This window comes from Nocardia sp. FBN12 (genome assembly GCF_054031145.1).
Genome location: NZ_CM132926.1, coordinates 6,433,547 through 6,446,378, shown reverse-complemented (window position 1 = coordinate 6,446,378; position 12,832 = coordinate 6,433,547). Strand labels below are relative to the sequence as shown.

General features: G+C 68.5%; 14 protein-coding genes. 2 read left to right on the top strand and 12 right to left on the bottom strand.

What is annotated here, in order from left to right:
- Positions 1-128 precede the first annotated feature (128 nt).
- From ACWZHB_RS30335 to ftsH, 11 genes are all read right to left on the bottom strand, one after another.
- On the bottom strand, positions 129-911 hold the full coding sequence (locus ACWZHB_RS30335; RefSeq protein ID WP_427905157.1) for a type III pantothenate kinase: 783 nt from the start codon (positions 909-911) through the stop codon (positions 129-131).
- 21 nt (positions 912-932) lie between these two features.
- A complete protein-coding gene (gene panD / locus ACWZHB_RS30330; RefSeq protein WP_056819033.1) occupies positions 933-1,352 on the bottom strand; it encodes an aspartate 1-decarboxylase in 420 nt (139 codons plus the stop codon).
- 12 nt (positions 1,353-1,364) lie between these two features.
- Positions 1,365-2,321: a pantoate--beta-alanine ligase gene (gene panC, locus ACWZHB_RS30325; protein WP_427905156.1), complete on the bottom strand. Its 957-nt coding sequence runs from the start codon at positions 2,319-2,321 to the stop codon at positions 1,365-1,367.
- On the bottom strand, positions 2,321-3,271 hold the full coding sequence (locus ACWZHB_RS30320) for a Rossmann-like and DUF2520 domain-containing protein (RefSeq protein WP_427905155.1): 951 nt from the start codon (positions 3,269-3,271) through the stop codon (positions 2,321-2,323). Before ACWZHB_RS30320 ends, panC begins: the two co-directional genes overlap by 1 nt.
- Positions 3,272-3,412: 141 nt before the next feature.
- The gene (locus ACWZHB_RS30315; protein WP_427905154.1) at positions 3,413-4,486 is read right to left on the bottom strand and encodes a DUF6779 domain-containing protein; all 1,074 of its coding nucleotides are present in this window, start codon (positions 4,484-4,486) and stop codon (positions 3,413-3,415) included.
- Positions 4,487-4,554: 68 nt separating this feature from the next.
- Positions 4,555-5,028 carry a DUF3180 domain-containing protein gene (locus ACWZHB_RS30310; protein ID WP_410874437.1) on the bottom strand — a complete coding sequence of 158 codons (474 nt, stop codon included), beginning with the start codon at positions 5,026-5,028 and terminating at the stop codon, positions 4,555-4,557.
- Positions 5,022-5,561, bottom strand: a complete 540-nt coding sequence (folK, locus tag ACWZHB_RS30305; RefSeq protein ID WP_427905153.1) for a 2-amino-4-hydroxy-6-hydroxymethyldihydropteridine diphosphokinase — start codon at positions 5,559-5,561, stop codon at positions 5,022-5,024. Before folK ends, ACWZHB_RS30310 begins: the two co-directional genes overlap by 7 nt.
- Positions 5,558-5,980: a dihydroneopterin aldolase gene (gene folB, locus ACWZHB_RS30300; protein ID WP_427905152.1), complete on the bottom strand. Its 423-nt coding sequence runs from the start codon at positions 5,978-5,980 to the stop codon at positions 5,558-5,560. Before folB ends, folK begins: the two co-directional genes overlap by 4 nt.
- 130 nt (positions 5,981-6,110) lie before the next feature.
- Complete coding sequence (folP, locus tag ACWZHB_RS30295; RefSeq protein WP_427905151.1) at positions 6,111-6,995, bottom strand: dihydropteroate synthase; 885 nt, start codon at positions 6,993-6,995, stop codon at positions 6,111-6,113.
- The gene (gene folE, locus ACWZHB_RS30290; protein WP_427909355.1) at positions 6,992-7,606 is read right to left on the bottom strand and encodes a GTP cyclohydrolase I FolE; all 615 of its coding nucleotides are present in this window, start codon (positions 7,604-7,606) and stop codon (positions 6,992-6,994) included. Before folE ends, folP begins: the two co-directional genes overlap by 4 nt.
- A gap of 285 nt (positions 7,607-7,891) precedes the next feature.
- A complete protein-coding gene (ftsH, locus tag ACWZHB_RS30285; RefSeq protein WP_427905150.1) occupies positions 7,892-10,267 on the bottom strand; it encodes an ATP-dependent zinc metalloprotease FtsH in 2,376 nt (791 codons plus the stop codon).
- A gap of 224 nt (positions 10,268-10,491) precedes the next feature.
- Between ftsH and ACWZHB_RS30280 the strand changes: the two genes are divergently transcribed.
- Positions 10,492-11,478, top strand: coding sequence for a hypothetical protein (locus tag ACWZHB_RS30280; RefSeq protein WP_427905149.1), 987 nt, complete (start codon positions 10,492-10,494; stop codon positions 11,476-11,478).
- Between the two features lie 25 nt (positions 11,479-11,503).
- Here ACWZHB_RS30280 and ACWZHB_RS30275 read toward each other — a convergent pair whose 3' ends face one another.
- Positions 11,504-12,361, bottom strand: a complete 858-nt coding sequence (locus ACWZHB_RS30275) for a DUF1266 domain-containing protein (RefSeq protein WP_427905148.1) — start codon at positions 12,359-12,361, stop codon at positions 11,504-11,506.
- 125 nt (positions 12,362-12,486) lie between these two features.
- Here ACWZHB_RS30275 and ACWZHB_RS30270 point away from each other — a divergent pair, with 125 nt between their 5' ends.
- Entirely contained in the window at positions 12,487-12,759 is a 273-nt protein-coding gene (locus ACWZHB_RS30270; protein WP_427905147.1) for a DUF2277 domain-containing protein, read from the top strand.
- Positions 12,760-12,832 lie beyond the last annotated feature (73 nt).

Sequence of the window (12,832 nt, the reverse complement as noted above, 5' to 3'; positions counted from 1 at the left end):
GAGCGCATCTCCAGGAGGTGAGAAATCGGTCGAGGGAAAACGTCAGCCTCGAACGGTCGAGGCAGATTAGCCTCGACAACACTCCTGGGTGCTCACACGGAAGATCACGAGCAATAGCTTAGCAGACGCTATTTCTTGTTGCGCTCGTAGACATGGCGCAGGCCGGTCAGCGTGAGGTGCGGGACGTGGGAATCGATGGTCTCCGACTCCGGCACGATCAGCGGTGCGCCCGCCCCCGTGGCCACGACGGTGACATCGGTACCGGCGAACGCGTCGAATTCGTCGCGGATGCGATCGACCAGCCCGTCGACCAGGCCGGCGAAGCCGAAGATCGCACCGGACTGGATGCACTCCATGCTGTTCTTGCCCACCACCGAACGCGGCCGCGCCAGCTCGACGCGGCGCATCGCGCTGCGTTCCACCAGCGCTTCGGCGGAGATCTCCACCCCGGGCGCGATCACGCCACCGAGGAATTCCCCTTTGGCCGAGACCAGGTCGACGCAGATCGCGGTGCCGAAATCGACGACGATCGCGGGCCCACCGAAGCTACGGAAAGCCGCGAGGCAGTTGACGATGCGGTCGGCGCCGACTTCCTTCGGATTGTCGACCAGCAGCGGAATACCTGTTCGCACACCGGGTTCCACCAGTACGTGCGGCACATGCGACCAGTACCGCGCCAGCATGGCGCGTAGTTCGCGCAGTACCGGCGGCACGGTGGACAGCGCCGAGACGCCGACGACCTGGTCGATGTCCGCGCCGACCAGGCCGCGCACCTGCATCGCGAACTCGTCGGCGGTGATCAGCGGATTGGTGTGAATTCGCCAGTGCCGCACCAGTTTCGCGTGTTCGCCGCTGCCGGAGAACAGGCCGAGTTCGATCCCGGTGTTGCGGACATCGATCGTCAGCAGCATCGCGCTAGCCCCCCGCCCCGCTCAGACGAACGACAGTGAGCGCGGCGAGGTGAGGCCGGAGCCCTCCGGTGCGTGCGCGGGGTCGCTGCCCAGCTCCACCGGACGGTTGTGGTCGTCGACGAAGACGACCTTGGGGTCGTAGTCGCGGACCTCGGCCTCGTCCATCTGGCCGTAGGCGATGAGGATGACCAGGTCACCGGGGTGCACGAGGTGGGCGGCGGCGCCGTTGATGCCGATCACGCCCGAACCGCGCTCGCCGGCGATCACGTAGGTCTCGAGGCGGGCGCCGTTGTCGATGTCGACGATGCAGACCTGCTCACCCTCGAGCAGGTCGGCGGCGTCGAGGAGGTCCTGGTCGACGGTCACCGAGCCGACATAGTGCAGATCGGCGTGGGTCACGGTGGCACGGTGGATCTTCGACTTCATCATGGTGCGCAACATCGTCGTCGCCTTTCAGTGCGCCTGCGAGGCAGGCAGGGAGTTCGCGTCGGGGTGCCCGTCGATCTGGGCGCCGAGCACTACGGGGGCATTGTCGATCAGGCGGGTGTCGCCGACTCTGGCGGCGACCAGCAGGCGGGCATTGCCCGCGGTGGGCGCGGGACCCAGGTTCGAGTCGCGCAGTTCGAGGTAGTCGACATCGAGGCCGTCGACCGCGTCGAGGACCGAACGGGCGGTCTGGACAACCGCGTCCGCGCCGAGGCCCGCGGCGTGGCGACCCGCGGCGAGCGCGGCCGACAGGGCAAGTGCCGACTCGCGCTGGGTGGCGTCGAGGAAGCGGTTGCGCGAGGAGAGGGCGAGGCCGTCGGGCTCGCGGACCGTCGGGTAGGCGACGATCCTCGCGTCCATGTTCAGGTCGCGCACCATCTGCCGGATCAGCGTGAGCTGCTGGTAGTCCTTCTCACCGAAGTACGCCTCCGAGGCATGGGTGATGTTGAGCAGCTTCGCGACCACGGTGAGCATGCCCGCGAAATGCGTTGGCCTGCTGCCACCTTCGAGCTCGGCGCCGAGCGGGCCTGGCTGGATGGTGGTCCGCATCCCGTCCGGGTACATGTCGGACACGCTCGGGGCGAAGACCAGGTCGACACCCTCGGTGCGGAGCAGTTCGAGGTCGGCGTCGAGGGTGCGCGGATAGGCGTCGAGGTCCTCGTTCGCGCCGAACTGCAGCGGATTGACGAAGACCGAGACGATCACGACCTGATTGTTGAGCTTGGCCTGCCGGACCAGCGCGAGGTGGCCTTCGTGCAGCGCGCCCATGGTCGGCACGAAACCGACGGTGCGACCGGCGCCGCGCAGTGCCTTGGCGACCGTGTCGAGCACCTCGGGGTTGTGATGCACGGTCAGCACGCCTGCCTTGAAGGCGCCGGTGGCGCGCGCGCCGCCCTGGTGGTGGTGCACTTCTCGGGGTTCCATCAGTGGCCTTTCTTGGCGAGGAGCTCCAGCAGTGCCGGATCGGTTTGTGCGAGTTCGGCGGTGCGCAGCGAGTTCGCGCGGTAGGCCTGCGCCAAGCGGTCGTCGACCTGCTCGAGCGCGGCGAGGTGGGCGGCGACGGCGTCGACATCGCCGCGGGCGACCGGGCCGGTCAGTGCGGCCTGGCCGCGGCGCAGCGCGTTGTCGAGGGCGGCCGAGGCCAGCGGGGCGAGCAAGCGTTCGGCGAGGCCGCCGGGCTGGTCGTCGACCAGCGGCTGGCCGAGCAGACCGGGGCCGGACAGCGATTCACGCAGGGCCGCGACGGCGTCGACGATGACCGTGACCAGGTGATTGCTGCCGTGGGCGAGGGCCGCGTGATAGAGGGAGCGCTGGTCTTCCTCGACCCGGACCGGTTCGCCACCCATCTCGATCACCAGCGCCTGCGCGATGGCGTAACCGACCTCGTCGGCGGCGGTGACGCCGAAACAGGCATTGGCCAGGCGGGCGATGTCCTCGTCGTGGCCGGTGAAGGTCATGGCGGGGTGGATAGCGAGACCGAGCGCGCCCTGTTTCGTCAGCGGTTCGAGAATCGCGACGCCGTTCGCGCCGGAGGTGTGCACGACGATGGTGCCGGGGCGGACCACGTTCGCACCGGCGAGCCCGCGGACCAAGCCGGCCAGCTCGGCATCGGGGACCGCGAGCAAGAGCAGTTCACTGCGCTGGGCGATCTGCTCGATCGGCAGGATCTGGGCTTCGGGCAGCCGGGTGTGGGCACGATGCACCGAGACATCGGAGATCGCGGCGGCACCGAAGACCACATGGCCGGCTCGCTCGAGCGCGACGCCGAGTGCGGAACCCACCCGTCCCGCCGAGACGATTCCTACCGTCAGTCGTGCGGGCGCTGGGTCGACACTCGTTTTCGCGCCATCAGGGTTGACACTTCTCGAGGTCAACGTTGTCCTCTCGATTTGCGTTCCAGTCCCGCGGTGCGGGTACCAGACGTTCGCTTCGAGGATAGAGGAGGCGCCACATGGTCGGCCATAGCCCCGCCCGTGATCTGCGGCTCAGTTCCGCCGGCGAAACCAGGTGTTGCGTCAGCGGGTGGACTCGGATTCGAGGTTGGCCATGATGTCGGCCACCGAGAGGCGGGTGGTGCCTTCGGTTTCCGCGCGGCGGCGTCGGCGGGAGCTGGTGCCGACCGAGGGGGCCTTGTCGGGGCGGGTCGCCGGGGGCTGGGCGGGCTCCGCCGCGGCAGCGGGTGCCGGCGCCGGTTCGGGCGTGACGGCCGGCGCCGGGGTCGGCTCGGCCGGGGCGGGCTCAGGGGTAGCCGGGGTGGGCTCGGGGGCAGCGGCCGCGTCGCCGTTCGTGGTGGACTCGGCCGGGAGGACGGTGTCCGAGACCTTGCGGGTATTCGGTGAGGACAGGCGAGGCGGCGGGGTCTTGCCCGACGACTTCGGCGCGGGCTGGGGAGCGGCCGCGGCCTGGGTTTCGGCGTATTCGTCGAGCTGGACGGCCGAGGTCTCGGCGGTGACCGGATCGTCGTAGGGGTCGGCGAAGTTGGCCGAAACCGGTTGCATGAAGACGGGTTTCAGTGCGCTGGGGGGTTGCTGCCACGGGCCGAACCAGGCAGCGGTGGCATCCTCGGGGCTATCGTCGAAATCGTGGTCGGGCTCGTCGAAGGCGTTGAAGCCACCGGCGGGCAACGCGTCGATCCGCACGGCGTCGGCCTGCAACGCGACCTGCTCGTCGGGCAGAGCGCCGTCGAAGAGGACCTGCAGGTTCTGGCGAAGCAGGGTCAGCTCGGCGCGCAGTGCCGCGATTTCGGAGGAGTCGGCGCCGACTTCGGCGCGGACCCGCGCCTCGACGCCCATCTCGTACTCACGCCGGGCGTTGATCTCACGCTCGAGCTGCAACTCGTACACCGTCTGGAGATCGCGCACCTTCGCCTTGTCGACAGCCGCGTCCTTGCGGTAACGCGTTGCCGCGAGCGCACCGATGACCGCCGCCCACAGGGCCGCTACCAGGCCGATCCTGACGTACTGGACGTTTTCGCTGAAGATCAGGAAAACGCTGGCCGTCAGGCCGAGGAGGATGAGGAAACCGACGAAGAATTTTCCCGCGTCGTCCCGCCGTCGTCGGGGCGCCGTGCTGCGGGAGGGTGAAACCATGAGGGCCAGGGTAGCCGGAATCGGCTGGTCGGCCCACCAAAGGTCGCGGTGATTCCATTCGCAAGTTGCTATGTAGTAGCGGGATCGTCGGTCGGGTCCTCGGGCGCCCGGCAGCAATACTCCAGCCACAAAGCCGCAGCAACCAGGGCCGAACCGGCCAGCAGGCCGACCACCGCTCCCGGCGAATCGGCGGCAGCCGCCGTCACGGTCCCGCGCTGTGGGAAAACCCACAGCAGGAAACCCAGCCACACACCGGCGGCCAGCGAACCCACCTGCAGCGACGCCTTCGCCAGCGCCACACCTCTGGCGACGTTGATCGGATGCATCTGGCCCGAGCCGTCGCCGATCTGCTCATCGGCGATCTTGGCCTTGATCGCGAATCCCAGCGCCGCCTCGATCGCGGCGACCGGCAGCAGCGAAGCGCCCGCGGCCACCGAGATCGACGGGAAGCTGGAATAGGCGAACCGGGTGGCGATCCAGGCGACCGCGGCGGCCACGACCACGTTCAGCGCGAGGTCGAGTACCCGGGTGGGTTTCAGCACGGGCGGGCGCTTTCGTCGCGTAGCACCAGATCGGTGCGGACCACGCCGTCCTTTTCGGAACGGTCGAGTTCGGCGAGCAACTCCGCGATCGGGCGGTCGGTGCCGTCGACGAGAAGGCGTGCGGACGGGTCGACAGCCAGCCACGGGATCAGCACGAAGGCCCGGTTGTGGGCTTGCGGGTGCGGGAGGATCAGCGCGGGGTCGGTGTCGCGGGCGATGGCGGTGCCGGTGTTGTCGACGCACTGGACCACGTCGACGTCGAGCGTGCGCGCGCCCCAGCGGACCTCACGGACACGGTGCGCGGATTGCTCGAGTTCCTGACCGAATCGCAGCCACGCGTAGTCATCGAACGCCGAATCTTGCGCTACGACAACGGCATTGAGGTAGTCGTCCTGGTCGACCCCACCCCACGGCGCGGTGGTGTACACGGGCGACACCGCAATGACCCGGTCCCCCAGCGCAGCCAGCACGCTGCGCAGATGCGCGAGCCGATCGCCCAGATTCGAGCCGATCGAGAGCACCGCGCGAGTCATCGCCGCGACTCCGGAACCACCGTGCGATACCGCGTCGCCACTACGCGCACGTCCTCGAAGGTGTGCGGGATCGGCGCCGAAGGCTTGTGCACAACCACCTCCACCGCCTCGACCCGCGGGTCGGCCATCACGTCGTCGGCGATCTCGGAGACCACCGTTTCGATCAGATCGCGCGGCGGACCGGTGACGATGCGCACCGCGCGCTCGGCGAGCGCGCCGTAGTCGACGGTGTCGGCGAGGTCGTCGGAGGCAGCGGCCGAGGCGAAATCCGTCCAGACTGTCAGGTCGACAACGAACTCCTGGCCGTCACGGCGCTCGAAATCGAACACACCGTGCCTGCCGAACGCACGCAGCCCACGCAGCTCGATCCGCGAGGAAGCGGGCCTGCCTGCGGGTGGCGGCAGAAGGGGTGAGTTCATCGGATGGCTCCTCGGACGGTGACCGCACTCGATGGGCGGGCTTCACAGGCAGTTCGGACGGAGCGGACGCCGCCACCGGCACTCGGCGAGGGGCCGGCCGCCGGGCGCGGTGTGTGGTCAGCGGTGGCGGTCACCGTGCTGCTCCGCGCGCGGCCGCGGTGCGAAGTTCGGCGGCACCGTGCCAGGCGTCGACGACAGCGATGGCGTCGAGGGAGGCTCGGACGTCGTGAACTCGCACGCCCCAGGCGCCGTTGGTGGCGGCGAGGGCGGAGAGGGTGGCGGTGGCGGTTTCGCGGCCGTCGGGGGGCCGGGGGCCGGAATCGTCGGCAAGGAGGGCGCCGAGGAAGCGTTTGCGAGAGGCGCCGATCAGGATGGGGAAGCCATCCGCGCGCAGTTCGGGAAGGGCGGCCAGGAGTGCCCAGTTGTGGTCGGCGTTCTTGGCGAAGCCAAGTCCTGGGTCGAGGATCAGGCGGTCCGGGGTCACGCCTGCGGCGACGGCCAGGTCGACCTGGGTGGCGAGTTCGGCGCGGACCTCGGCGACCACGTCGTCGTAGTGGTCGGCGGGGCCGGTGTGGCGGTAGTCGGCTGCGGCACGCCAGTGCATGAGGATCCACGGCACGCCCGCTTCGGCGACGACCTTCACCATGTTCGGGTCGGCGCGACCACCGGAGACGTCGTTGACGATCGAGACACCCGCCGCCAGCGCGGCCTCGGCGACCTCGGCGCGCATCGTGTCGACACTGGTCGGCACACCGGCGGCGACCAGTCCGCGGATCACCGGAGCGACCCGGGCGGCTTCGGCGGCGGGGTCGACCCGGTCGGCACCCGGCCTTGTCGATTCACCACCGACGTCGACGATGTCGGCGCCCGCCTCGTACAGCTCGACCCCGTGCGCGATCGCGAGTTCGGGATCGAGATAGCGACCGCCGTCGGAGAAGGAATCAGCAGTCACATTGACGACGCCCATGACCACGCAGGAGCGGTGGTCACGGGCAGTCACCAGTGGCTCGCTCATTTGCGCAGGATCAGGTCCAGCGCCTCGGATCGCGAGGCGGAGTCGGTTTGCAGCTGGCCGCGCACCGCCGAGGTGGTGGTGCTGGCGCCGGGCTTGCGGATTCCCCTCATGGCCATGCACAGGTGCTCGGCCTCGATCACCACGATCGCGCCGCGCGGATCCAGTCTGCGCATCACGGCGTCGGCGATCTGGCTGGTCAGCCGCTCCTGCACCTGCGGGCGCTTGGCGTAGAGATCGACGACGCGGGCCAGCTTCGACAGGCCCGTCACGCGGCCGTGCGGGCCGGGGATGTAGCCGACGTGCGCGACGCCGTGAAACGAGACCAGGTGGTGCTCGCAGGTGGAGAACATCGGGATGTCGCGAACCAGCACGAGTTCCTGGTGACCCTCGTCGAAGGTGGTCGCCAGCACCGCGTCGGGCTCGGTATAGAGCCCCGCGAACATCTCCCGGTAGGCACGTGCCACCCGCGCCGGCGTATCGAGCAGACCGGGGCGGTCGGGGTCCTCACCGACCGCGATCAGCAGCTCGCGAACCGCGTTCTCGGCACGCGGCTGATCGAACGGCAAACCGGTCGCCAGCGCCGTCAGCACCGACGGGCTCGTCGCACCCAGCTCACCTGCCGGATCGAGATCCTGCTTGTTGGCCGACAACTTCTCCGCACCTCCGTGATATTGGCGGCTGGCGCCGCAGGTTCTCGGCCCTGTACCCCGCCTCTTCGCTCCCTCCGGGTACTCCTTCGTCGCACCCTCCGGTCAGTCCAGAGGCGGGCGGGTGCGAGAACCAGAGCCGAAAAAGCCGGCGACCACCCGACAATCGATGGCCGAGCGTAATCCGAGAACCACTGCCGAACGCCGAAGTTATCCGGCGTTCGACGTTCGAGCGTAGTTGGCCACCGGTCACTGACGGCCGTTCGGCCCTTCCCATTCCTTGTTCTCCGGATCGGCGTCACGCACCGGGGGCTGCGGCTGGGCGCCCCACGGCTGGAAACCGTCGTTGGCGTGCCGCGGCTGCTGCTGCTCGGGTCGACCCCAGGCACTGCCCTGGTCTGGCTGCTGAGGCGGCTGCTGCTGCTGAGGCGGCTGCTGCTGCTGAGGTGCCTGCTGCTCCTCGCGCGGCGGCCAACCCGGAGCCGACCATCCGGCCGGCGCGCCGTAGTCGGGCCGCGAACCGTGCGTCCCCGACTGCCGCGGGAACGCCTGGGTCGGCGCGGCGGGCAACGGGTAACCGGCGGCGGGCGGCGCGGGCTGGCCGTACGGCTGACCCGGGTACCCGTTGGGATCGACCGGCGGTGCGCCGTTGGGCACCGGCACCGGCGCGGGCGGCACCGGCGGCCACGGCTCGCCGCGCTCGACGGCCAGCTCGCCCGGGGTCTTCACCGGCGGCTTGTCCGACGGGTGCCGATCACCGAAATCGTTGAACGCGGTGATCCGCGGACGCTTCTCGACACCGGCCAGGATCTTCTCGAGATCCTTGCGGTGCAGCGTTTCGCGCTCGAGCAGCGCGGTCGCCAAGGTGTCGAGCTGTTCGCGGTATTCGCTGAGGATGGACCAGGCCTCGGTGTGCGCGGCCTCGATGAGGTTGCGCACCTCCTCGTCGATCTCGCGGGCGACCTCGTGCGAGTAGTCGGGCTGCACGCCCATCGAACGGCCGAGGAATGGGTCGCCCTGCTCCTGGCCGTAGCGCACGGCGCCGAGGCGGGCACTCATGCCGTACTCGGTGACCATGCCGCGGGCGATCTTGGTGGCCTGGTCGATATCGGAGGACGCGCCGGTGGTCGGCTCGTGGAACACCAGCTCCTCGGCGGCCCGGCCACCCATCGCGAAGACCAGCCGGGAGATCATCTCCGAGCGGGTCATCAGGCCCTTGTCGTCCTCGGGCACCGTCATGGCGTGACCACCGGTGCGGCCGCGGGCCAGGATGGTGACCTTGTAGACGGGCTCGATATCGGGCATCGCCCAGGCCGCCAGGGTGTGGCCGCCCTCGTGGTAGGCGGTGATCTTCTTCTCGTGCTCGCTGATGATGCGGCTCTTGCGGCGCGGGCCGCCGATCACCCGGTCGACCGATTCCTCGAGCGATTCGCCGGTGATGACCGAACCGTTCTCGCGGGCGGTGAGCAGCGCGGCCTCGTTGATGACATTGGCCAGATCGGCGCCGGACATGCCGACGGTGCGCTTGGCCAGACCCTCGAGATCGGCGTCCTGCGAGATCGGCTTACCCGCCGAGTGCACCCGCAGGATCGCGCGGCGACCGGCCAGGTCGGGGTTGCCGACCGGGATCTGCCGGTCGAACCGGCCGGGGCGAAGCAGCGCGGGGTCGAGGATGTCGGGCCGGTTGGTGGCCGCGATCAGGATGATGTTGGAGCGATCGCCGAAGCCGTCCATCTCGACGAGCAGCTGGTTCAGCGTCTGCTCACGCTCGTCGTGACCGCCGCCGAGGCCCGCACCGCGCTGGCGGCCGACCGCGTCGATCTCGTCGACGAAGATGATGCAGGGGCTGTTCTGCTTGGCCTGCTCGAACAGGTCGCGCACCCGGGAGGCGCCGACACCGACGAACATCTCGACGAAGTCCGAGCCGGAGATGGTGAAGAACGGCACCCCCGCCTCGCCCGCGACCGCGCGGGCCAGCAGCGTCTTACCGGTTCCGGGCGGCCCGTAGAGCAGTACGCCCTTGGGGATCTTCGCGCCGAGTGCCTGGTAGCGGGCTGGATTCTGCAGGAAATCCTTGATCTCGTACAGCTCTTCGACGGCCTCGTCGGCACCGGCCACGTCGGAGAACGTGGTCTTGGGCATGTCCTTGGTCAGCAGCTTGGCCTTGGACTTTCCGAAGCCCATCATGCCGCCGCGACCACCGCCCTGCATGCGCGACATCACGAAGATGAACAGGCCGACCAGCAGCACCATCGGCACGATGAACAGCAGCAGCTGGGAAAGCCAGCTCTCCTGCTTGACCACGGTGTCGTAGGGCGCGCCGGACTTCTGCACGGCGTCGAGGACCTGGGCGGAGTTCTCCCCGCCGCTGGGATACTTGGCGACGATCTTGGCGTTGTTGCTCGTGGCTTCGTTGCCGTTGTTCAGTTCGATGCGGAGCTGCTGCTCCTTGTCATCGATCTGCACGTTCTTGACGTTCGCTTTGTCCTCGAGCTGGGCCAGCGCAACGGAAGTGTCGACACTCTCCCAACCGCGCGTGTCATCGCTGAGAAAGCTGAACAGCCAGATCATGAGCATGATGCCCGAGATGATCGCCAAGGTGCGAAACACTGTCTTGCGGTTCATAGAGCGTCGGCCGGACGGCCCAGTCCTTTCCGGTTATTACTCCGGGTGTGCTTGCGAAGCGTCGAGATCGGCGGGTTTCGGATGCGGACATGCCACGTTACCGCGTACGGTCTAGTTCGATACATCGCGCTGTTCGGCTGCTGGTGCAGTTGCACTGGTAAACGGCCGGAGAACGCAAGTGGTTCCCGAACGCTCCGACCGGGTTGTGGCAAGTGGCCACAATCATGTCATGCCCGCCTTATCGTGGGCGACGACACAACTACAGCGCAGGGGGTATAGAGATCGTCGAGCTACGAACACCCACAGCGATTCTGCGCCACGGCGGTGGACGGCTCGTCGTCCTCCGGCCGGGTACCGACGGCGAACGTGTTCTCGACGTTCCCATTGCCGACCTGCTCAAGGTGCGCCTCAATCGGCGCGCCGACGAAGCGGTCGTGATCGAGATCTATCTGCGTTATCCCACGGCAGTGCTCACCGGCGTCCCCGCCGACCGCACTCCCCTTCCGGTGCTCATCGCCGAGCACGACGTGCCTGCCGCCCTCGGCATCGTCGACCGGATCAACGATCAGATCATGACGACCCAGCGCATCGACGTGGCCGCGCCCGACCTCACCCCGCCCGCGCCCGAGTGGGGCAAATCGGGGCCGACCCGCGCCGATGTCGAGCGCGCCGTGCGGCGGATGGCACCGCGCAAGGACGCCCGTCCGGCGATCACCGCGCTGAACCGGTATGTCACCCCCGACGAATACGTGCTGGAAACGGCCGTCGCCGTTGCCGCGCCGCCCGCGGGATCAGGCACCGGCCTGCTCGCGGCGACCACCACCCGGGTGCTGTTCATCTCCCTCGGGAGCGGTGAACGCTATGCCTTCGAATTGGCGGTGGCCGCGATTCTCGGCGCCCGCACGGTCGAGGGTGCGCGCTCGGCGCCCGGTGAGGTCGATACGCGCCACGGCGGCTCCGGCATCGATATCAACGACGGCAATCGCACGCTGCATTTCGCTGGCGTTGATCGCGCCGACACCGAACGCGTCACCTGCGCGGTGAATTTCGCCGTGCGCAGGCAGGCCGCCGACGGTGCCGCCGGGCCTGCCGATCCCGGTGTCAACCAGCTCTACGCGGAGTGGGAATTACTGGTCGAGCGGCATTCACTCGGCATGGTCGACGATACCCAATTCCAGCGCTACGGCCGCGGGATCCTGCGCAGCCTGTAAATCCGGCGGTGGCCGGACCGAATGCTCAATTCGGTTCGGCCGCTTCGGTTTCCGCCTTCTGCTCCGGCTCGTTGAGTTCGATCCGGCGCCACGGGCTGGTGGGCCGGGTCCACAGGCGCACCAATTCCATCCGCCGGTCGACGCCGCCGTTCTTCAGTTCGGCGAGGTCCTCGGTGGCCTGCCAGTAGGTCCAGCCGGTGAGGTAGGCGTCGCCGAACTGGCGCCAGTTGCGGTAGCGGCGCTGCGCGGGGACGAGTGCGCGCATGCAGTATTCCCACGCCACATCGGCGTCGATATAGCCCGCGGTGAACGCCATCCGGGCCACCGCGACGACGCGGGCGAGGTCCCAGGCGTGGATGTCGTTGGGTAGGGGGCGTGACAGATGGTCGGTGAAGCCGATCTTGATGGCCTGGGCCCAGATGTCGTAATCGCGGACCAGCGCCTCCGGGTTGTCCATCCCCCGAAACGAACCGACCTGACGCAGGAAAGCGCGCTGTTTGTCGGCACGCTCGCCGAAACGGTCGCGCTCGCTGGCATTGACCGAGGCCATCACCAGCGGATGCACGAGCGCGTACAACGGCCCGTGCATCCCTTCGAGCAACTGCTCCATCGAGGCGCGGGCCTCGGTCCCGTCGGTGATGCCCCAGGCGCCGGTGAGGGTGTCGATGGCGAGTTCACGGCGGTCACCGAGCGGGTGCTCACGTTCGGGACCGAGCAGCATGGCGTCGTGGAAGGCGTCCCAACGCGTGGAGTAGAAGGCTCCGAGCGCGAGGGCGCGCAGTTCGTCGTCACTCACGCCCGCGCCCGACCAGTGATCTTCTTCGCGCTCATCTAGTTCCGGGTAGGGAAAAGTGGTCAGCGCTGGTACTCCCCTGGCAGGCATGCGGCCGAGTCTAGTGCGGTGACCGCGATCACGGGCGGCCTGCGAATCTCGCGTGGGTCACGAGAATTTCAGATCACCTGTTTCTTCGCCTGTCACGTCATGGCAACCAGGTCTATGGTTCTGACATGTGTAGAAATATCACCGTCTTGCGTGGTCTGGAGCCTGCCGCCACCGAGCAGGAGATCTACGCTGCCGCCTTGCAATATGTGCGCAAAGTCGGCGGCATCTCCGGCCTGAGCAGCGCCACCAAACCCGCCGTCGACAAGGCTGTCGCGGCCATCGCCGCGGCGACCACCACGTTGCTGGCGGAACTGCCCGATCGGCGGGTTCCGCCGCCTACCGAGCCGCCGCTGCGGCGGATCGCGGCCCGCGAGAGCGAGGTCAGCGAGACCCCGTAGGAATCCGGTTCCCGCCAGAACTGCAACGTGTTCTAATTGAGCAGGCACGCCACATCCTCCTGGTCGCGCCGCG